The following is a 21018-nucleotide window of genomic DNA, read 5'->3' as shown; positions in this document are numbered from 1 at the left end:
GTGACGGCGACAACCGAACTCACCTTCGAATCGACCTCGCGATATGCGCAGGCGCGGCCCGATCTGCGCCTGCACTATCACGAGGCCGGAGTCGGCAACGGCCCGACGATCGTGCTGCTGCACGGCGGCGGGCCCGGCGCCTCCTCGTGGTCGAACTTCGCCCGCAATATCCCGGTGCTGGCACGCGATTTCCACGTGCTCGCCGTGGATCAGCCGGGATTCGGGCTCTCGGACAAGCCGACCGAGCATCCGCAGTACTTCGCGCACAGCGCGTCGGCGCTGAAGGATCTGCTCGATGCGCTGGAGATCACCGGACGCGTACATCTGCTCGGCAATTCACTCGGCGGCGGTACCGCGGTGCGATTCGCGCTGGACTATCCGGATCGGGCGGGCAAGCTGGTGCTGATGGGTCCGGGCGGGTTGAGCGTCAACCTGTTCGCCCCGGATCCGACCGAGGGTGTGAAGAACCTCGCGAAGTTCAATTACGAGCCGACCAGGCAAAACCTGGAGGCATTTTTGCGGATCATGGTCTTCGATCAGTCGCTGATCACCGACGAGCTGATCGATGAGCGCTTCGCCTCGGCGAGCACGCCCGAGGCGCTGGCCGCTACCAGGGCGATGGGAAAGTCCTTCGCCGGAGCCGATTTCGAGCAGGGCATGATCTGGCGGGACGCCTATAAGCTGCGCCAGCCGGTGCTGCTCATCTGGGGCCGGGAAGATCGGGTGAATCCACTCGACGGAGCGCTGGTCGCGACGAAGATGATTCCACGGGTGCAGCTGCACGTCTTCGGCGGTTGCGGACACTGGGCCCAGCTGGAGAAGTTCGACGAATTCAACCGGCTGGCAACGGATTTCCTTGCCGGTGTGAAGGAGAAGTGATGGGCATTCGATCACTGGCGTATCTGCGCATCGAGGCCACCGATATGGCGGCCTGGCGCGAATACGGGCTCAAGGTGCTCGGCATGGTCGAGGGCAAGGGCAGCAATCCCGAGGCGCTGTATCTGCGCATGGACGACTTCCCGGCTCGGCTCGTCATCTCGCCGGGTGAGAAGGATCAGCTGCAGGTCTCCGGCTGGGAGACCGCCAATGCCGCTGATCTGCAGGATATTCGGGACCGGCTGGATGCGGCCGGGGTGCCGTTCAAGGAGGGCACCGCACAGGAGAAGGCCGATCGCCGGGTCTACGAACTGATCTCGTTCGAGGATCCCTCGGGCAATACCCTCGAGGCGTTTCACGGTGCGGCACTGGAACATCGGCGCGTGGTCAGCCCCTACGGGCACCGATTCGTCACGGGCGAGCAGGGACTCGGCCATGTGGTACTCAGCACCAAGGACGATGCGGCGGCGCTGACCTTCTATCGCGATGTGCTCGGCTTCCGGCTGCGCGATTCGATGCGGCTGCCACCGCAGATGGTCGGGCGGCCCGCCGACGGTGAACCGGCCTGGTTGCGCTTCTTCGGCTGCAACCCGCGCCACCACTCGCTGGCCTTCCTGCCCATGCCGACCCCGAGCGGCATCGTGCACCTGATGCTCGAGGTGGAGGGCTCCGACGATGTCGGGCTCTGCCTGGATCGCGCACTGCGCAAGAAGGTGAAGATGTCGGCGACGCTGGGCCGACACGTCAACGACAAGATGCTGTCGTTCTATATGAAGACACCGGGCGGCTTCGACGTCGAATTCGGTTGTGAAGGTTTGGAAGTCGACGACGCCGACTGGATCGCACGGGAATCCACCGCGGTCAGCCTGTGGGGTCACGACTTCACGGTCGGACAGCGGCAGCAGTAGTGTTCGACAGGGCGAGCAGGGAGACGATGACGACCGACGAATATCCGGCGATCGACGGGCGACAGTTCCGAAATGTATTGGGGCAGTTCTGTACCGGCATCACGGTGATCACCACCTTCGATGCCGACGGTGCCCCGATCGGGTTCGCCTGCCAATCCTTCGCCGCCCTGTCCCTCGACCCGCCCCTGGTGCTGTTCTGCCCGACCAAGACCTCCCGGTCCTGGGCGGCCATCGAACAGTCCGGCGGCTTCTGTGTGAATGTCCTCGCCGAGGAACAGCAGCAACTGTGTGCCCGCTTCGGTTCCCGCGAACCCGATAAGTTCGCCGAAACCAATTGGCACACCTCGGAACTGGAGCTCCCGCTCCTGGACGACGCCTTGGCCACCATCCAGTGCAAAGTGGACAGCGTCGTCGACGGCGGCGATCACTACATCGTGATCGGCCGAGTACTGGCCCTGTCGGAGTCGACCAGCTCCGGCAGGCCGCTATTGTTCTACCGCGGCCAGTACACCGCCATCGAACCGGAGAAGACCGTCCCGGCTCCCTGGCGGCACGACCTGGAGCATTTCCTGACGACGACAACGCTGGACACCTGGCTGTAGAAAATGTGGCCCCGCCCGGAATCACCTGGGCGGGGCCATATTTCACTCCGCAGTACGCGTGCTGCGGAAGGTGAGAGCGACGACGAAGGTCAGCGCGGCGATGACCACGGCGCCGGCGAAGGCGGTGGTGATGCCGCTGACCAGGGCGTGGTGTGCCGAACCTCCGGCATCGCGGGCGGCGGTGCCGAAGATGGTGACCAGAATGGCGAGGCCGAGCGAGGCACCGGTCTGCTGCAAGGTCTGCAGTGCGCCGCCTGCGGCACCGGCTTCGGTCGGCGCAACGCTCGACATGATGATCACATTGAGCGGCGAAAAGGCGAGGCCGATACCGCTTCCCATCAGGATCATGGCGATGAACAGCATCGGGAAGTAGGCGGTGTCGACGGTCAATCGGGTCAGCAGCACCAAACCGGCCGCCATCAGCAGCGTGCCGATTACCGTCACCGGTTTCGGACCGAAGCGCGGCAGCAGCCGCGGGATCAGCCGGATCATGGTGAACATCATCAGCGCGGTCGGCATGAAGGCGAAACCTGTTGCCAGCGCGCTCAATCCGCGCACTTCCTGCAGGTACTGGGTGAGGAAGAAGAACATCGACATACCGGCCATCGGACCGAGGAACATATTGGCGTAGGCCGCGGCGCGATTGCGATCGGCGAACAGCCGCAGCGGCAGTAGGGGCTGGGCCGTGCGTGCCTCGATGGTCAGGAAGGCGATGATCAGTGCCGCGCCGACAGCCAGCCAGATATCGGTTCCCGCATCGCTCCAGCCGTGTGATGCGGCGCTGATGAAGCCGTAGACCAGGGCGGCGACACCCCCCGTCGCGGTTACTGCACCGGGCAGGTCGAGGCGGGCGGGCTGACGTTCGGCATCCGGCAGATAGCGCAGCGCGAGCACGACGACGGCCAGGCCGAAGGGCACATTGATGAACAGCGCCGAGCGCCAGCTCAGCCATTCGGTCAGCAGGCCGCCGATGATCAGACCGATCGCGAAACCCGCACTGGACATGCCGGAGAACAGCGCGAGCACCCGCATCCGGGCCTTCGGTTCACTGAATGTGGTGGTCAGCAGCGCGAGGGTGCTGGGACTGGCCATGGCCCCGCCGATGCCCTGCACAACACGGGCGATGAGCAGCCAGGTGGCCGACGGCGCCAGCCCGCCCGCCAGCGAGGCCAGCGTGAACAGTGCCGTGCCTGCGATGAACAGGTTGCGACGGCCGAACAGATCACCGGCACGGCCACCGAGCAGCAGTAGACCGCCGAAGACCAGGGTGTAGGCGTTCATCACCCAGGACAGATTGGTCGCGCTGAAGTGCAGGTCGGTGCGGATGCGTGGCAGCGCCACATTCATCACGGTGATGTCGAGGATGATCATCAATTGGCAGGTCAGCAGCGTGACCAGCACAATGCCGGATCGGAGCCGACCGGCGCTGGAGATTGCGGGCACACGGGTGTCCGCGGACATGGTGGTGGACAAAGAACGCTCCATCGAATGGGACTCAAACGGAGGGAGCCTCCGCTTCCGATAGAGTTATCATATGGAGGGTTCCTCCAGTTATGCAAGCCTATCTGGAGGGTCCTTCCGTTTTCCACTGGAGGGAATATGGCAGCATCGTCGACGGGACGGCCGATGCGCGCGGACGCCCGGCGCAACTACGTGCGGATCGTGACATCCGCTCAGGAGGCATTCGCCGAACAGGGACCAGACGCCCCACTGGAAGAGATCGCCCGCCGCGCCGGAGTCGGCATCGGCACGCTCTACCGGCACTTTCCGAGCCGCGAGGTGCTGATCGAAGCCGTATACCGTTCCAGCATCGAACAATTGAGCGCCCGCGCGCACAGCCTGCTCGAAACCCATTCGGGCACTGAAGCTTTAGAAATATGGCTACGCGAACAGGTGCAATGGGTGATGGACAACCGCAGCCTCGCGACCACCTTGAAGGCCGGCATGGACAAGGGCTCTCCGACCTTCACCCTGTGCCGAACGCTGATCACCGATGCGGCGGCCGCGCTGCTGCAGGCGGCGCAGGATTCGGGCGATATCCGTCGCGATATCGAACCACGCGATCTGCTCAGATTCGGTCACGGCATCGGGATCGCCTGCGAAACAGTTCCCGAAGCCGCCCCTCGGATGCTCGATGTGACACTGGACGGGATGCGCGCGACGAACTGAAGCGGTATCGGTGGTGGAAAGCCGAGGTGTCGATCCCCATCCCATTCGCATGGGACCAGCCGTTTTCAAGACGGTGACGGACGCCGGTCCGCATGACTTTCCGAGGTGAGCGTGGCGGAAAGACGAGGGCACGATCCCCAAGGTTTCAGGCCTCGATTCGCTTAGCAAGCGATCCCAGACGCCCGTCTGGTTGACTTTCCCGGTAGTGCGCCCGGTAGGGATCGAACCTACGACCTTCGGATTAAAAGTCCGCAGCTCTACCAACTGAGCTACAGGCGCATCGCGACCTCGACGGGAATCGAACCCGCGTCGTTCTGATCGACAATCAGAGTGCTCGACCAGCAGAGCACGAGGCCATCGTGGTTTCTGAAGGATTCGAACCTTCGACACCTCGGGCTTCAACCGAGTGCTCTGCCAACTGAGCTAAGAAACCGTGGAACGAAAACTGTTGTGACGCAGATCGGAATCGAACCGACGTGGTCCCTGAATGAAAGTCAGGTTGCCCATACCAACAGAGCAACTGCGCCGCAGTGGGGACGGTAGGGATCGAACCTACCTGCCGAAGCACCTGATTTACAGTCAGGGTGAGCCACCAGGCCCATCATCCCCCAGCGCGAAATACGCTGTCCCTGTTCAATTTTCGAAGGCGATAGGTGTGGTTGAACGGGTGCCGACCGCAAAATCAAGAAGGGCCGCACCCTGGCGTTTGCCTGGTGCGACCCGTTGCGACACAAGAGCTATGTCACGGACTGCACGCGGCGCCGGAAATGTCATACGACGAAATACTCTGCGAGGACCCGATTTCCAAGGCAGCATCCAACAAGCGCGGACGCTTCTCGAATTTCGCCTTGGTGGTCATTGCCGATCCTTCCCTTGAACTTCGGTATATCCAAGGTATGCACCGCTCCGCGAGACCGCAACCGAATTAAATCGCCCAAATAGGCTGTCGCACATCGCGTGGCCGTCGCACATAGGTTGCAACCTTTGCGAGGTGTCCACTGGATATGCGAGCGCCCCATCAGGCGTGCGACGCTACCGCGCGGACAGACATGGTCGAGTCCGCTACGTGAGCGAGGTGCAGGTGGCGGCGTCCGGCAATTCCTCGGCCAGGAAGACGGTTTGGGCCATCATCTTGAAGCCGGACATCTGTTCGCGGAAGACCTCGATGGACTCTTCCGGATGGACCGAGTCGATGACGGCGTGGGGGCCGATGGCATTGAACTGATGGCTCACGCCGCGGGGGATCTGCATATCGACGAAGGAGCAGGGCGGGACGATCAGGTTGTATCTGGTGCGGTGCAGGCCGGGTGGAGTGTCGGGTAGGTCGTCCTCGAATTGGTTGGGTGCGAAGGGCGTAACGCCTGCGACGTCGGTTACGCGGAACGGCGAGAGGCTGCTCACCCGGATGTGGGTGTCCGGACCGGTCATCATGCGGACGAAGCGCAGGCCGGTGTGCAGATGCATGCGCGAACAGATGCCGCGTTCCTCGGCATTGTAGAAGTCCATGATGTAGCGGTCGGCGAAGAAGCCGTCGAAGGGCGACTCGATCATGTAGACGTCGCCCTCTTCGAAGGTCTGGGAACGGATGATGCCATCCGCGTCGGGTACGGTCGCGGCACGACTTGCCTTCGCGTTCCGGACGATCTGGGCGAAGGCTTGGACGACTACCGTGGCGACCTCGGGCGGGAATTGTGCCACGGGCGTAACGACATTGCGTCCAGCGTCGACGAATTCGGCCAGGTTGTGGATCTCGTTCTCGTCGTCCGCGTGGTGCTTTATTCGGGGATCGGACATTCGGCTCCTACCTCAACGTACGAATGCGGGTCAGACTCCTCACGGCCCGACTTCGAAGGACCGCAACCACAGCTCCAACGACAACACCAGCCACAACTTGCCGCCCTGCCGCGGCAGCAGCGCACCGTCGCCGCGCAGCCACGAGCGGATGGTGTCTTCCCGGAACAGGCCGCGCGCCCGCGCGGACGAGCCGAGCAGCAAATCATGCCCGAGTTCGCGCAGCGGCCCGGAAAGCCACTGCTGCACCGGGACTCGCATCCCGCTTTTCGGGCGGTCCACGATGGTCGCCGGAAGCAGGTCGCGCACAGCCTGTTTGAGAATCCACTTCTCGCTGGTACCAGCTAGCTTGTACCGCCCGGGCACGCGGAAGGCGTGGTCGATGACGGCGCGATCGAATAGCGGTGCGCGACCCTCCAAACCGCTTGCGGCGGTGAGCCGTTCAACCTTGGTGAGGATGTGATGTGCGCCTTTGGTGCGCAGGTTGGTGTGTAGCAACTGGTTCAGCAGGCCCGTCATCCGGTCCTGGCTCAGGTAGGGCGAGAGCAGGTCGGTCAATGGCGGCGCGTCCACCAGTGCGGTCAGGACGTCGGGGCTCAGTAGCACCGGCAGGTCGCCATAGCATTTGCGGTAGCTGTCCAGATAGGCCAGCGCTCTTGCGTCCGGAGCCGGATCGTCGCGGGACAATTCGAAAATCAGCATCGGCAGGTTCTTGGGGCCACCGAAGACCGGGTCACCGCCCTCGCCATTGAGCACGACCCGAATACCGTCTGCGGCAACGGCTTCCGCCAGCATCAGATTGGGTACGGTCAGCGGGTCGCCGACCGGGCAGTCCAGCAGCGACACCGTCTCCGCCAGACGCGACGCGACTGTCTCACCGGGCACGGTGAGCACTCGATGTTCGGTATTACAGTGCGTGGCAACGAGTCCGGAGTACGCGAGTTCATTCGGCGTTGTCCCGCCGAAGCTGATGGAATACGAGCGCACGCGCTGATCGTGCAGTTTGGCGGCGAGGGCGGTGACCAGACTGCTGTCGATACCGCCGGACAGCAGCACCCCGACCTGGTCGCCCGCGGGCAGTCGTCGCACGACCGCGTCCTCGAGCAGTTCGCGGAGTTCGAGTGCGTGCTCGGCCGCCGACCGCGTGTCCTCGACTTCGATTGGCTCCCAGTAGGTTTCCTCGGTCATCGCGCCGTCGCCGTGCAGGCGAACACAGCGGCCTGGCAGGACCTCGTGGATGTCGCGCAGCAGCGTCTCACGTCCCGGCAGGTAGGCAAAGGTGAGGAAGGAGCGGACCGCGGGCAGATGCAGGCCGGTCCGCAATGCGGGCCACCGCTGCAGTGCCCGCAATGACGTGGACGCGGCCCACCCGGCACCGGCGCGAGCATAGAAGAGTGTGCGGGTCCCGACGTGGTCGCGGACCAACACCAGATCGGGGCCATCGGCGATGGCCAAGGCGAACATGCCGTCCGCCGCGGCGATTCCATCGAGGCCGAACCGTGCGTAACAGTGCAACAGCAATTCACCATCGGCGCAGTCCGGCGGCGGTGCGTCCGCACCGAGTCGCGCGCGCAGTTGGACCGCGTTGAACAGCGTGACCTCTCCGACCGCCGTCAGCACACGGTCCGACCCCCCAGCCGCGCCGGAAGGCACGCTGAAAGGACCGGCCGCGACGCCGGGGCCGTCGAGCAATCCCAACGCATGACAATCGGTCACCGACACCGGATTGCCGCCGACCGCCCGCACCTGACCGGCCGGGTCGTCCGGCGTCAGAAAAGCACACCAACGAGACATCGTTTCCCTCAGCCGAAATCGCCGCCGTCGTCCCCGCCATCATCGTCCCAACCGCCGTAATCGCCGCCCCCATCGCTGGAACCGGACGATTGCGCGGCCGCCTGTCGGCGCAACTCCTCCTCTTCCATTGGGCTCAGCGAACTCGGCGGCATGACCAACGCACCGAGCAGCGCACCGCCCGCCACCGCGGCCAGAATGCCGCCGAGCCGACCACCGAACGAGGACCGATTCACGGTCAACACTCCGTCACCCCAGAGCGTCCGCCCGAATCCCGCCTCCCTGCCATAAACCACAGATCCGTTGTGGTACAAGCGTTTCACGATCTTCGGCCCGAGCGCCTCATCGGTTCCCGAGTTACCCCGATCATCGCGCCAGGACACAGCCCCCTGCGCAATGCGCGTCCGCCACTCCTGACGCCCATCGGCATACCGCCGATGCACAGACCCGTCAGCAAGCAACTCATCGGTATACGTAATCTGCCGATGCTCCGGCACAGCAATTCCCTTTCATGCAGCGGGCCAAGTCAGAAAGCCCGCGTCCCGGGCACAGCGCAGTTGGGTCGAGTGCTCGCCTCGCGAGCCAGGTGGCGCACAGCAGCGACGCCGGATGGACGGCGTCCCGTTCGGCAGCCATGCGGCCCCTGCTGTCGACCTCGGTCGCCCGGTGCCCGGCTCCCGCATGGTGCGTTGGAATCTCATGCGGCGGACCGAGTCAGGACGCGCACCGTCCGGGCGCCGCGTAGGTCGCTGAGACCGGTTCGGGATGGGCGAACTTCTCCGGCGATGCGGTACTTGGTGCTTGGCAGCGAAGCCGGGCCGATCGCATCCAGTTCGATGCCGCGGCCATGCAGCCGCCAGGCGCTCCCAGCGATCGATCTCGGTCATCACTGCGCGCGGCTGGTGCACGGCATTGCGAGACCTCATGCGGCGGGCCAAGTCATGAAGCCCGTGGTTCGCGCGCGGCGCAGTTCGGGCATGCCGGTGCGGGGTGGGCGAACCTCACGGACGAGGCGGTGCACGGTACGCAGTAGCGATGCCGGGCGCACCGCTTCGATTTCGACGAACCTGTCGCGCCGTAGCCAAGCGCGTTCCCATGAGTCCAACTGTGCTGCCTGAGCGCGCGGCACGTCTCGCGCACACGAATCCACGTGCGTCGCCCGAGCATTCGAGGTCGAGTCGGGACGCGGAACTCGGCGCTCGCTCGATTGGACCTGCGCCGTTTCAGCAGCCGAGTCGGGGCGCGGAGCTCGGCGCTCGCTCGGCTGGACCTGCGCTGTTTCAGCGCTCGACGCTGAGCGGTGAGACGCTTCGCGCTCCCGCGGATCAACCTGCGCGGCAACGGCACTCAGCATCGGGCTGCGGAGGTGGGTCAGGTGCAGGGTGCCTGCTTGGCGGGGGCGCAGGCCCAAGGGGACGACTCGTACGCCCTCCGGAATCTCGGTCAGGTCCGCCAGCCGGGTCGGGAAGGTGAGGCCGTGGGGGCTTGCGTCGTGCAGGAGGTAGATGGTGCCGTCGACTCGGGCGAGCATTTCGGCGATGCCGGGGTCGATCGGGAGTTCGGCTGCGCTGAGGACCGGGCAGGCGGATTCCATGGGTAATCCGTTGGCGCGCAGCATTTGTGCGATCGCGTCGGACTCGCAGACGAGTAGGCGGGGTAGGCCGTAGTCGAAGAGGTCGGGTTCGGGGGTGTGGAGTCCGGCGCGGGTGGTTCGGGGCGGAGTGGGGGTCAGTAGGCCCGGGAACTCTCGGCGGTCGAGAGCGGTGCGGAATGTGGCGTAGCTCAGTGGCGCGGGGACCGTGAAGGCGAACCGGCGCGGCACTCGATGCGTTGGCACGAGTAGGCGGCAGACCTCGTAATAGAGCTGACGCTCGGTGAATCGGATGCCGCTCGGTGCGGCTGCGCGGTCGGCCGCGATGCGGAGCAGCCGATCGAGCATGTGCTGCTTCACCGGGTCGGCCACGTGAGGAAACCTACCTCGCGGGCGCGGCGGCGATCCGGATCGGACGCATCCTCGATCCGCTCGACCGCCCGTTCCAGCACCATGAGCAGCTTCGCGGGTGGAATCGCGGCGATCGGGGACCACCAACCCTCGGCAAGCCATTCGATCTCCGCCGCCGATAGCGGTTCACCATGCAGAAATGCGGTGTCCTGCGGCTGTGGCTCCCGCAACCGCAGCGCCGACGCATTGGCCAGTACCGCACGCGGTGACAGGCCGACCACCACGGCCCGGTTCCCGAGTGCGACGCGAGCCTTCCCGGCCAGCGCAATACCGGGCAGGCTGGCATCGTGCAGCACGATCACCGGCACATCCAGTGGCAGTTGATCGATGCGGTCGGTCAGCGCCATGGCCCAGGTCTGCGACACATTGTTTGCGGCAAGGCAGGCGAGCACGCTGCGATCCGGGCACAACACCGCGAATCGAGGCCGGTCCACGGCCGGCGGCCGCACCAGCCCCTCGTCGACCGAGCCGGGCGGCGGGCCACCGTAAATCGGCGTCCACCGACCGACCACATCCCGGCGGAAGATGTCGTACGACACCGGCATTCGCACTGTGGCCCGGCTCAGGAACCACGGCCGCGCCGCGCCGATTCCGACGATGGCCAGCGCCAAAACCAGCGCGCCGAGCGGGAAAACCACACCCGGCGGCGCCGCGCCGCTCACCATCAGGAAAAAGGCGACCACCACAATGGCCACCCCGAGTCCGATACGCACCCGCTTGAACACGCGCGCCACATCCGGAACCTTCTTGCGTCCGGCCGCATACCAGAGCTGCACCAGCGTGTACCGCAGTCCACGCCCGTCACCGAGCCGCTCGGCGAGCTTGCGCATCCGGATATCGTGCAGCCCGAGCGGGCTTTCCTTCGGTTCGAGCGCGAATTCCCGCTTACACGTCGAACAGCGCCGACCGCCGCGCTCCTTGCGCAGCAGGTTCGCATTGCAATGCGGACAGATCACGATTCATGATCGCCGATTCCCCCACCCATCCGCGACCCCTGAATTCCAATATTCATCTGCCGCATATCGAGTGGGCACCGCACACAAGCCGCAACGTCTGCGAGGCGTTCATCGGGTATGCGCCACCCCTAGCGCAAAAGGGCCGCGACCAAAACGATCGCGGCCTTCCAGGGATAACGCGGAGGCCTCGCGCTCCACCTCCAGCGCGATATCGACCAGCTAGTCCTCTTGGCCCGCCGCCGATTTGCGACTGCCCGCGCACCAGTCGAACCGCCGCCAGTGGCTCGCGCAAACCCAGTGGGCGCCACACACAAGCCGCAACCTATGCGAGGCGCTCACCAGCTCTGCGACACCGTCGTGCAAAGGCCGCGCACCTGTTGGTACGCGGCCTTGCGGTCCAGGGGTCAGGCGGAGACGGAGGCCTCGCGCTGGAGTTCCAGCGCGATGTCGATCAGCTGGTCCTCCTGCCCGCCGACCAATTTGCGCTTGCCCGCGCGCACCAGCATTTCGGCCGCCGAAACCCCATAGCGCTCGGCCTGACGCTCGGCATGCTTCAGGAAGCTGGAGTACACACCCGCATAGCCCATCATCAGAGACTGGCGGTCCAGCAGACATTCCTGCGGCATGACAGGCCGCACCACATCCTCGGCGGCATCGGCGATAGCGAAGAAATCGATACCGGTCTTGATACCGAGCTTGTCGCAGACACCGACGAACGCCTCCACGGGCGTATTACCCGCACCAGCGCCGAATCGCCTTGCGCTGCCGTCGATTTGCTTCGCACCGGCACGAACCGCATAGATCGAGTTGGCAACCGCCAGATCCAGGTTCTCGTGGCCGTGGAAGCCGACCTGAGCGTCATCGCCGAGTTCGGCGACCAGCGCTGCCACCCGGTCCGAAACCTGTTCGAGCACAAGCGCACCCGCGGAGTCCACCACGTAGACACACTGGCATCCGGCATCGGCCATGATGCGCGCCTGCTTGGCCAGCGCCTCCGGCGGCTGGGTGTGCGACATCATCAGGAAGCCGACGGTTTCCAGCCCCAGCTCCCGCGCGAGACCGAAGTGCTGGATCGATACGTCCGCCTCGGTGCAGTGCGTGGCGATGCGGCAGATCGACGCACCGTTGTCCTGGGAAATCTTGATGTCCTCTTTGACGCCCACACCGGGCAGCATGAGCACCGCGATCTTGGCCTGCTTCGCCGTCTCCGCGGCAATCTTGACCAGTTCCTGCTCGGGAGTGTGCGAGAAGCCGTAGTTGAACGACGAGCCGCCGAGGCCGTCGCCGTGCGTCACCTCGATGACCGGAACACCGGCGCCGTCCAGCGCGGTCACGATGTTGCGGACATCGTCGGCGGTGAACTGGTGGCGCTTGTGGTGCGAACCGTCACGCAGCGACGTGTCGGTGACGCGGATGTCGAGTTCTGCGGAATATGCCATGGTTGAGCTCCTTTACACCCGGGCCGACAGAATCTGCTTTGCCATGACCTCGCCGACCTGGGTGGCGGCCGCGGTCATGATGTCGAGGTTGCCCGCGTAGGGCGGCAGGAAATCGCCCGCACCCTCGACCTCCACGAAGACCGAAACCTTCGCCATCCCACCGGAAACCACCGACGGCGGGTCGAATTGCGGCTCGTTCAGCAGCCGGTAGCCGGGCACGTACTTCTGGATATCGGCGACCATCCGGTGGATGGAATCCGCGATCGCATCGGTGTCGGCGTCCTCGGGGATCGCGCAGAAGATGGTGTCGCGCATGATCATCGGCGGTTCGGCCGGGTTCAGAATGATGATGGCCTTGCCGCGCTGCGCACCGCCGATGGTCTCCACACCACGCGAGGTGGTCTTGGTGAACTCGTCGATATTGGCGCGGGTGCCCGGTCCGGCGGACACCGACGACACCGAGGCGACGATTTCGGCGTAGACAACCGGCACCACGCGCGATACCGCCGCGACGATCGGAATGGTGGCCTGACCACCGCAGGTGATCATATTGACATTCGGCGCATCGAGATTCGCGCCGACCAGATTCACCGGCGGCACCACGGCGGGTCCGACCGCGGCGGGCGTGAGATCGACCGCGCGAATTCCGGCCTCGGCATATTTCGGAGCGGCCGCCCGATGCACATATGCCGAGGTCGCCTCGAATACCAGATCCGGCAGTTCCGACTGCGCGAGCAACCAGTCCACGCCCTCGTGCGAGGTTTCCAGCCCGAGCCCGCGGGCGCGCTTCAAACCCTCGCTCTCCGGGTCGATTCCGATCATCCACTTCGGTTCCACCGTGGTGGAGCGCAGCAGTTTGTACAGCAGATCGGTGCTGATATTGCCGGATCCGACGATCGCGGCGGTGACGGTCCCCGTTTCGGACACGGCAAGCCTCCTATTTGAATTGCAAACGGACAGAACCGAGTCCGGCGAACTCGGCGTGGAACGAATCGCCCGCGCGGGCATCGATGGCGCGGGTGCAGGAACCGGGCAGCACAATGTCGCCCGCCTTCAACCGCACCCCGAAACTGGCGACCTTGCGCGCCAACCAGGCCACCGCGATCACCGGATCGCCGAGCACCGCGTCGCTGCGCCCCTCCGCGACCACCTCACCATTGCGGGTGAGTACGGCGTCAATGGCCTTGATATCCAGGTCTTTCGGCGCAACCCGCGGCGCACCCAGCACGAAACCGGCCGAGGACGCGTTATCGGAAATGGTGTCGGCCAGTCCGATCTTCCAGTCCTTGATCCGGGAATCGATCAGCTCGATGGACGGCGCGTAGGCGACCGTCGCGGCGAGCACATCGGCCTCGGTGCATTCTTCGCCGGGCAGATCCGCGCCGAGCACGAATCCGACCTCGACCTCGACTCGCGGAATCAGATAGCGCGAGGTCTCGACCGGAACGTCCTCGAAGACCTCCATATCCGCGAGCAGATGACCGTAATCGGGTTCGTCCACACCCATCATCCGCTGCATGGCCAGCGACGAAAGTCCGACCTTGTGCCCGACCACCTTCGCGCCGTTGTCGAGTTTGCGCCGGATATTGATCAGCTGGATCTCATAGGCGTCGACGACATCGATATCGGGATACCGGGCGACGAGCGGGTCGATGCCGACCCGATCGCGTTCGGCGGCCTCGAGTTCATCGGCCAATTCGATTCGTACCGCGTCGGACAGCACGCTAGTTTCCTTCCACTGTTGTCGCTTCGGGCAGCGCTGCCCGCGAAAGCACTTCGGCGCCTGCCGCGAATCTGCCCGCACGCCGACCGGAGAAAATGCAGTCGGCCAGGGACAATCCACTGACGTAGGAGTCCGAGCAGATTCCGACCGCCGTCCGGCCGGCCGCGTACAGGCCGGGAATATCGGTTCCGGCAGTGGATTTCACCGCTCCGGTGTCCTCATCGACGACGACTCCGCCGAGGGTGAGCATCGGGCACGGATTGACAACGCTCGGTTTGATGCCCACGTCCAGCAACCAGAACGGCCCGGCCCCCACCGTTTTGGTGAATTCGGCGGGCTTGCCGACCGGATCGGGCGCACCGTTCGCGATCGCGGCGTTGTGCTCGGCGACGGTGGCACGCAACCCGTCGGAATTGATACCGGCCTTCGCCGCGACGGCATCCAAAGTTGCGCCGCGCACAGCATTGCGCCGCATGGCCTCGAACTGTCCGCGCTGGAACCAGGCCGACTGCGTCCGAATCTGTGAGATCGCGGTGCGCATGAGTCCGTCGTCGGCGAGCAGCCAACCCTTGCCGCCGTGTCCGGTGATCAGTGCGTGGCCGACCGCGGCACCGTAGCGGGTCTCATCGATGACCCGGCGACCCTCCGCATCGACCAGCACCGAACCGGTAAAAGCACTGGGCGGCAAGATGAATCGCCACGCCGAGATATTGCCCATCCGATCCGTCGCCGCACCGACCCGCTCGGCCATCCGGATGCCGCTGCCGTCATCACCGGTGGTGCCGAGCGCGAGTCCGCCGCGGTATTGCGGCCCGTACTCCCGCAGCATCTCCCGATTCGCGATGAATCCGCCCGCGCTGAGCACCACACCGCGACGGGCCTGAATCCGAATTGTCGTGCGGTACCGGCGATCGAGCTTCGCGAGCTGACGCTCCATCGCCTTGCGCAGCGGCGGATAGTAAATGCCCGGCTTGGCAGCGATATTCGCCATCCGGGTGTAGCGATCCCGGACCCGCCCGGGGGCGTCGCGCAGTGACTCACATTCGACGCCGATCACGGTGCCGTTGTCATCGGTGATCAATCGTGTTGCCTGCGTGAGGGTTTCCACCCGAACCCCGCGTCGCGACGCCGAGGCGGCGAGCGGACCGGTGAGCTTCTTCCCCGACGTGCCCTTGCCCTTGACCCGATGTCCGCGCTGCGCGGGCGTCGCGACCTCGCGGCCGTAACCGGAGACCTCACTACCTGAGTAGTAGAGGTAGTAGCTGTCATTCGGATACGACGTCTTGTACGGACACAGCGACGCCTCGAACGGCACACCGTGCCCCTTCAGCCATTCGATCATCGCCGGACTCTCGTCCACGAACCGCCGCAGCGTCTCGGGCGTGACCGCCGTGCCGACCTCACGCTCGAGGTAGGCCAGCATCTGCTCCGGCGTATCGCGCACCCCGGCCTCGTGCTGCACCGAGGTGCCGCCGCCCGCGTAGATGATGCCGCCGGACAACGCCGACGCCCCACCACCGGCGAAACGCTCCAGCACCAGCACCTGTGCACCCGCCTCGGTCGCCTCCAGCGCGGCCGCGGCCCCCGCCGCGCCGTAGCCGACGACGACTACGTCGGTGATCAGGTCCCATTCGCCGCTGGCGACTGCTTGCAGGTCGCTCGACACAACGCCGCTAGCGACTGCTTGCAGGTCGCTCGACACAACGCCGCTAGCGACTGCTTGCAGGTCGCTCGACACAACACTGCCCATGTACACCACTCCGGTCAGAAACTGAAACAAGTTTTCTCGACGAATGGAACGTCGAGTGGGTCTTCTGCCACTCAACATAGACCAAATGCGGTCCCATTCTATAACGTGTTCTACATGACTGATCGGGAATACGATGTGGTGGTGGTCGGCAGCGGTGCCGCCGGGATGACCGCCGCCCTCGCCGCTGCCCACCACGGGCTGAGCGCGGTGATCATTGAGAAAGCCGCGCATTACGGCGGGTCGACCGCACGCTCCGGGGGTGGCGTGTGGATCCCCGGCAACAAAGCGCTCAAGGCCTCCGGCCGTCCCGATGACCGCGAGGACGCCCGCACCTACCTGCACAGCATCGTCGGCGACGTGGTGCCGAAGGACCGGATCGACACCTACATCGACCGCGGTGCGGAGGCCTTCGACTTCGTCCTCGACCACACCCCCCTGAAGATGAAGTGGGTGCCCGGCTACTCCGACTACTACCCGGAGGCGCCCGGCGGCCTCGGCCAGGGCCGCTCGTGCGAGCCAGCGCCGTTCAATGCCAAGATCCTCGGCGAAGAGCGGTTCAACCTGGAGCCGCCGTATGCCAAGGCCCCGCTCAATGTCGTCGTCATGCAGGCCGACTTCGTCCGGCTCAACCTGATCCGTCGCCATCCGAAGGGCATCATGCGGGCCATGCGAGTCGGCGCGCGCACCTACTTCGCCAAGTGGACCGGTAAGCACATCCTCGGCATGGGGCAGGCGATTATCGCCGCCATGCGCAAGGGGCTCATCGACGCGAATGTGCCGCTGCTGCTGAACACTCCACTGACCAAGCTCATCGTGGAGAACGGCGTGGTCACCGGCGTCGAGGCCGAGCACAACGGCGAGACCGTGCGGTTCACCGCCAAATACGGTGTGGTGCTCGGCAGCGGCGGTTTCGAGCACAACGCCGAAATGCGCACCAAATACCAGCGCCAGCCCATCACCACCGAGTGGACCACGGGCGCGGCCGCCAATACCGGCGACGGCATCAATGCGGGGATGGAAGCCGGCGGCGCGGTCGACTTCATGGAGGATTCCTGGTGGGGGCCGACCATCTTCAAGGGCGGAAGGCCTTGGTTCGCGCTGGCCGAGCGGAATCTGCCCGGCACCATCATGGTCAACGCCGACGGTAAGCGATTCGGAAATGAGTCCGCTCCTTACGTCGAGGCTGTGCACACCATGTACGGCGGCGAATACGGGCAGGGTGAGGGTCCGGGCGAGAACATCCCCGCATGGCTGGTGTTCGACCAGCGCTACCGGAACCGCTACATCTTCGCCGGACTACAGCCTGGTCAGCGGTTTCCGTCCCGCTGGATGGAAAACGACCTGATTGTCAAGGCCGATAGCCTCGCGGAGCTGGCCACCAAGATCGGCGTGCCTGCCGAGAATCTGACGTCGACCGTCGAGCGGTTCAACAAGTTCGCCGAGACCGGTAAGGACGAGGATTTCGGCCGCGGCAACAGCCACTACGACCGGTACTACGGCGATCCGACCGTGAAGCCGAACCCGTGCCTTGCCGGGCTCGTGCAGGGTCCGTTCTACGCGGCCAAGATCGTGCCGGGCGACCTCGGCACCAAGGGCGGCCTGGTCGCCGACACCGCCGGGCGGGTCCTGCGCGAGGACGGCACCGTGATCGAGGGGCTGTACGCCTCCGGCAATAGCGCGACCCCTGTGATGGGTCATACGTACGCGGGCCCCGGCGCGACCATCGGCCCCGCGATCACTTTCGGCTACCTGGCGGTACTGGATATCGCCGAGCGCAAGAAGCAGCAGTCGGCCAAGGCCACCGCCGAGGCGTAGGCGAGGTGGGCGTGGCGTCCCACGGAGCGGACGCCACTTTGCCCACGCGGATGTGGTAGCCGCAGGATCGGTTGGCGGCACCCGTCCCCGTGAGCGTCGAACCGCAGGCCACCTCGCCGGACCAGGCCCGGCCGCATCGGGCAGATGGATCTGTCCACAAGCATTCACAAGGAGAACTCGATGCCCATCGACCCGAAAATCGCCCTCGGCGCGGAACTCCCGAGCGGGGAGTTCACCTGGACACCGTCCGAAGTGCAGCTGTACCACTTGGGCCTCGGGGCGGGCGCGCGCTGGACGGATCCGGCCGACCTACGCTACATCGACGACCGCGCACCGCAGGTGCTGCCGACCTTCGCGACCGTGGCGCCTACCTTCCACGACACCGAACCGCCGAAGGTGCAGTTCCCCGGCATAGATATCGATCTGGCGAAGGTCGTGCACGGCCACCAGGAGATAGCAGTGCACCGCCCGATCCCGGCGGCGGGCAAGGCGACCATCACCAGGCGCATCACCGAACTCTGGGATAAAGGCTCCGCCGCTGTCGTCGTACAGGAGCATACGATCACCGGCTCCGACGGCGAACCGCTCTGGACCGCACGCTCCTCCATCTTCGCCAAGGGTGAGGGCGGCTTCGGCGGCGAACGCGGACCGAGCACCAAGGCCGAACTCCCCGACCGCGCGCCGGATTTCGATGTCACCACACCGACCCTCCCCCAGCAGGCCCTGCTCTACCGCATGTGCGGCGACCGCAACCCCCTGCACTCGGATCCCGAATTCGCCCGTGCCGCGGGTTTCCCCAACCCGATCCTGCACGGCCTGTGCACCTACGGCATCGTCTGTAAAACAGCCACCGATACCGTGCTCGATTCGGATGCGAGCCGGGTTACCGGTTTCCGCGCCCGCTTCGCCGGGGTCCTCTACCCGGGCGAAACCATCCGCAGCCGAATCTGGCGCACCGACGGCGAGCTGATCATCAGCGCCACCGTTGCGGATCGCGATGACGCGCCCGTCCTCGCGGACGTCAGCCTGCGCTTCACCTGAGCGCCATCCCGGTCGTCTGATTACCGGGCCGCTTGATCGCTATCCCCTGGATTACCAGGGCGTACAGCAGGATCACCAGGATCGGGGCGGCGATCGGGACCCACGCCAAGCGCAACGGAAGCAGCGCCGCGCCGACAGCTACCAAGGCGAATACCACCGCACCGATGACCGAGGGCACCGTCGTCGGCACAACACCGACCGGCGCGGACACGGTCGCGGTATTCAGCAGATAAGCCGTGGCCACCAAACCTGTCGCGGCAGCGGCCAGTACGCCCGTGTCCGCTGCGGCAAGCACCCCGATCGCGAGGAGCACCGCGCCAACCGCGGGGATCCGGAACCACCAGCCCGCCACTACGAGCGCCACCGCCGGAATTCCCGCCCAAGGCGTCATCAACGTCACCGAGGTCACCAGCAGGACCCCGGACAGCATGGCGAGGAATCGAATCATCGGCGCACCCTTACGGTTCGGCGATGGTCCGGGATCAATCGCATGACCTGATCCAGTCGGGCATCTTCGGTCCAGGCCACGATATCGACGCCGACGGTTCCCATATCCCGATACATCGAGGCACGCTCCAGATTCCACATCCGCGCCAAAGTCGGATCGAGATGTTCGTGGAAGGGTGTGCCGCGCAAGACATCCACGACCACCACTACGTGTCCGCGCTTGCGCAGATCGATCAGCGCGAGCGCGAACTGGGTGTCCAGCAGTGTGGAGAAGGCGACGACGATCGCACCGAGTGGCACGGCCGCATGCGGCGCCAAGGTGCCGGTGGTCGGAATATGCTCATCGCCGACATCGAGCACGGTATCCACGATTCGATAGAACTGCCGCCGCCCGATATCCGGGCGCAGCCAGCGCGGGGATTGGCCGAGGCAGACCACCGCGGTGCGGTCCCCGGCCTGCAGCGTCGACTGCACCACCTGTGCCGCACCGCGCACCGACAGCTCGAGCGAATCGGTGGCCGGGCCCGGCGCCTGCTGCGAAGTATCCACCAGCACAACCACATCCGCGGATCGGTTCGTCAGCCGCTCGGTGACATATAGTCGCCCGCGCCGCGCACTCACCGGCCAGTTCACGATGCGGAGCTGATCACCGGGCGCGTAGGCGCGGATATCGGCGTACTCCACTCCGGGACCGTGTTTGCGGGTGAGGTGGGTGCCGAGCCGTTCGGGAAGTTCGGTGCGCGGCAACTTCATTCGCTGCGGGTCGGTGATCGGGTAGACGAACAGTTGCCCCGCGGGCAGCACCGCGGAGGCCACGGACAGTCCCGCCGGGCTCAGCGCGGTGACCCGCACCGACAGCGGATAGCGACCCCAGCGGTCCGCCGTCAGAGCCAACCGCAGCCCGGCGGGCGCCGTCCCGGAATCGATCGCCTCCTCGATGTCGATCCCGAGTCCCGCGAACTTCTCCGGTTTCAGCCGAAGCAACGCGTGACCCGATTCTACGAAGACACCGATCGTCGTCACGACCTCCTCCGTCTCGAAACAGCGCAGCGTGCCGCCGCCGTCCACCTGGATCCGGGTCTTGGATTGCTGCCACGGCGCGGTGGCCAGCACACCGAGCAGCGGAGCCGCGAAGACGACCAGCTGCCAGCGGCCGAGCACCACCGCGAGCAGCAGCGCCACCGCCGCGCCCAGCGCCAGCATGAACACCAACGGCGCTGGACGCCAACGCAATTCGGCCTCGACGGCGGCACTCATATCCCGATGCCGCGCCCCGCCCGCCATCGGCTCGTCTCTGGTCGACGGTCGCGCCGCTGCGGCATTGGCCGCCGCGATCCCCTGGATGACGGGTGCGGCGGCGGTGTTATCCGGCTGGGTCATGCCCTTTCCTGTCGGATCATGTCACCGATGCGCGCGGAACCGGCAGACGGCGCAGCAATTCGGTGATCACGTCCTCGCCGCGGATCCGCCGCACCCACATCTCGGGCCGCAAGGTAATCCGGTGCGCCATGGCCGGAACGGCGAGCGCCTTGACGTCTTCCGGAATCACATAGTCGCGCCCGAGCAGCAGCGCGCGGGCCCGCGACATCTGCACCAGATCGAGTTCGGCGCGCGGACTCGCACCCACCTCGACCTGCGCGTGCGCCCGCGTCGCACCGGCCAGCGCGACCACATAGCTGACCACATCCGGATGCACCGTGACGAATTC

19 protein-coding genes and 6 tRNA genes are annotated in these 21018 nt (G+C 65.5%); 6 read left to right on the top strand and 19 right to left on the bottom strand.

The annotated features are described in order from the left end of the window. Genes hsaD through hsaB form a run of 3 tightly spaced genes read left to right on the top strand, consistent with a single transcriptional unit; the run spans position 1 to position 2386 of the window. On the top strand, positions 1 to 879 hold the full coding sequence (gene hsaD, locus ON44_RS03070; protein ID WP_040686244.1) for a 4,5:9,10-diseco-3-hydroxy-5,9,17-trioxoandrosta-1(10),2-diene-4-oate hydrolase: 879 nt from the start codon (positions 1 to 3) through the stop codon (positions 877 to 879). Next, positions 879 to 1784: an iron-dependent extradiol dioxygenase HsaC gene (hsaC, locus tag ON44_RS03065; protein ID WP_040686243.1), complete on the top strand. Its 906-nt coding sequence runs from the start codon at positions 879 to 881 to the stop codon at positions 1782 to 1784. Before hsaD ends, hsaC begins: the two co-directional genes overlap by 1 nt. A 26-nt stretch (positions 1785 to 1810) precedes the next feature. After that, positions 1811 to 2386, top strand: a complete 576-nt coding sequence (gene hsaB / locus ON44_RS03060; protein WP_040686242.1) for a 3-hydroxy-9,10-secoandrosta-1,3,5(10)-triene-9,17-dione monooxygenase reductase subunit — start codon at positions 1811 to 1813, stop codon at positions 2384 to 2386. A 42-nt stretch (positions 2387 to 2428) separates the two neighbouring features. Here the strand turns inward: hsaB and ON44_RS03055 are convergent, their stop codons facing one another. Continuing rightward, positions 2429 to 3871, bottom strand: coding sequence for an MFS transporter (locus ON44_RS03055; RefSeq protein WP_245566994.1), 1443 nt, complete (start codon positions 3869 to 3871; stop codon positions 2429 to 2431). A 114-nt stretch (positions 3872 to 3985) separates the two neighbouring features. On the opposite strand from ON44_RS03055, the gene ON44_RS03050 reads away from it, so the two are divergent. Next, positions 3986 to 4555, top strand: a complete 570-nt coding sequence (locus ON44_RS03050) for a TetR/AcrR family transcriptional regulator (RefSeq protein ID WP_040686240.1) — start codon at positions 3986 to 3988, stop codon at positions 4553 to 4555. 11 nt (positions 4556 to 4566) lie between these two features. Here ON44_RS03050 and ON44_RS49895 read toward each other — a convergent pair. From ON44_RS49895 to ON44_RS02985, 15 genes are all read right to left on the bottom strand, one after another. After that, a tRNA-OTHER gene (locus tag ON44_RS49895) sits at positions 4567 to 4657 on the bottom strand. Between the two features lie 104 nt (positions 4658 to 4761). Then, positions 4762 to 4834 (bottom strand) — tRNA-Lys (locus ON44_RS03045). A 4-nt stretch (positions 4835 to 4838) separates the two neighbouring features. Next, positions 4839 to 4911 (bottom strand) — tRNA-Asp (locus tag ON44_RS03040). Between the two features lie 4 nt (positions 4912 to 4915). Further along, positions 4916 to 4988: transfer RNA gene (locus ON44_RS03035), tRNA-Phe, on the bottom strand. Between the two features lie 18 nt (positions 4989 to 5006). Beyond that, positions 5007 to 5082, bottom strand: a tRNA-Glu gene (locus tag ON44_RS03030). A 4-nt stretch (positions 5083 to 5086) separates the two neighbouring features. Further along, a tRNA-Tyr gene (locus ON44_RS49890) sits at positions 5087 to 5164 on the bottom strand. A 453-nt stretch (positions 5165 to 5617) separates the two neighbouring features. Further along, positions 5618 to 6349, bottom strand: coding sequence for a hypothetical protein (locus ON44_RS03025; RefSeq protein WP_040686239.1), 732 nt, complete (start codon positions 6347 to 6349; stop codon positions 5618 to 5620). A gap of 39 nt (positions 6350 to 6388) precedes the next feature. Then, a complete protein-coding gene (locus ON44_RS03020; RefSeq protein ID WP_040686238.1) occupies positions 6389 to 8140 on the bottom strand; it encodes an asparagine synthetase B family protein in 1752 nt (583 codons plus the stop codon). An 8-nt stretch (positions 8141 to 8148) separates the two neighbouring features. Next, positions 8149 to 8520: a hypothetical protein gene (locus tag ON44_RS03015; RefSeq protein WP_245566993.1), complete on the bottom strand. Its 372-nt coding sequence runs from the start codon at positions 8518 to 8520 to the stop codon at positions 8149 to 8151. Positions 8521 to 9059: 539 nt separating this feature from the next. After that, on the bottom strand, positions 9060 to 10100 hold the full coding sequence (locus ON44_RS51625; protein ID WP_063721505.1) for a hypothetical protein: 1041 nt from the start codon (positions 10098 to 10100) through the stop codon (positions 9060 to 9062). Beyond that, on the bottom strand, positions 10085 to 11095 hold the full coding sequence (locus ON44_RS46455; RefSeq protein ID WP_051181422.1) for a hypothetical protein: 1011 nt from the start codon (positions 11093 to 11095) through the stop codon (positions 10085 to 10087). Before ON44_RS46455 ends, ON44_RS51625 begins: the two co-directional genes overlap by 16 nt. A 404-nt stretch (positions 11096 to 11499) precedes the next feature. Continuing rightward, positions 11500 to 12534, bottom strand: a complete 1035-nt coding sequence (gene dmpG, locus ON44_RS03000) for a 4-hydroxy-2-oxovalerate aldolase (RefSeq protein WP_040686236.1) — start codon at positions 12532 to 12534, stop codon at positions 11500 to 11502. 12 nt (positions 12535 to 12546) lie between these two features. Further along, the gene (locus ON44_RS02995; RefSeq protein ID WP_040686235.1) at positions 12547 to 13461 is read right to left on the bottom strand and encodes an acetaldehyde dehydrogenase (acetylating); all 915 of its coding nucleotides are present in this window, start codon (positions 13459 to 13461) and stop codon (positions 12547 to 12549) included. A gap of 10 nt (positions 13462 to 13471) precedes the next feature. Further along, on the bottom strand, positions 13472 to 14257 hold the full coding sequence (locus tag ON44_RS02990; protein WP_040686234.1) for a 2-keto-4-pentenoate hydratase: 786 nt from the start codon (positions 14255 to 14257) through the stop codon (positions 13472 to 13474). 1 nt (position 14258) lies between these two features. Beyond that, positions 14259 to 15923 (bottom strand): FAD-binding protein, encoded by a 1665-nt coding sequence (locus tag ON44_RS02985; protein WP_245566992.1) that lies wholly within the window; start codon positions 15921 to 15923, stop codon positions 14259 to 14261. A 189-nt stretch (positions 15924 to 16112) separates the two neighbouring features. Here ON44_RS02985 and kstD point away from each other — a divergent pair, with 189 nt between their 5' ends. Both kstD and chsH3 read left to right on the top strand, forming a co-directional pair. Next, positions 16113 to 17822, top strand: coding sequence for a 3-oxosteroid 1-dehydrogenase (gene kstD / locus ON44_RS02980; protein ID WP_040686233.1), 1710 nt, complete (start codon positions 16113 to 16115; stop codon positions 17820 to 17822). A 180-nt stretch (positions 17823 to 18002) separates the two neighbouring features. Continuing rightward, entirely contained in the window at positions 18003 to 18863 is an 861-nt protein-coding gene (chsH3, locus tag ON44_RS02975) for an enoyl-CoA hydratase ChsH3 (protein WP_040686271.1), read from the top strand. On the opposite strand, the gene ON44_RS02970 is transcribed toward chsH3, so the two are convergent. The 3 genes from ON44_RS02970 to ON44_RS02960 all read right to left on the bottom strand — a co-directional run. After that, on the bottom strand, positions 18856 to 19311 hold the full coding sequence (locus ON44_RS02970; RefSeq protein WP_051181420.1) for a hypothetical protein: 456 nt from the start codon (positions 19309 to 19311) through the stop codon (positions 18856 to 18858). The two genes, chsH3 and ON44_RS02970, sit on opposite strands and share 8 nt — an antisense overlap. Beyond that, entirely contained in the window at positions 19308 to 20567 is a 1260-nt protein-coding gene (locus tag ON44_RS02965) for a DUF58 domain-containing protein (RefSeq protein ID WP_040686269.1), read from the bottom strand. The genes ON44_RS02970 and ON44_RS02965 overlap by 4 nt, the downstream gene beginning before the upstream one ends. A gap of 139 nt (positions 20568 to 20706) precedes the next feature. Continuing rightward, positions 20707 to 21018 (bottom strand): AAA family ATPase (locus tag ON44_RS02960; protein ID WP_040686232.1); only part of this gene is annotated, 312 nt, incomplete at its 5' end.

Origin of the sequence: Nocardia vinacea NBRC 16497, assembly GCF_000308835.1 — a bacterium.
Lineage (GTDB): Bacteria > Actinomycetota > Actinomycetes > Mycobacteriales > Mycobacteriaceae > Nocardia > Nocardia vinacea.
The sequence above is the reverse complement of the archived record's forward strand: the minus strand, read 5'-3'. Positions and strand labels throughout refer to the sequence as shown.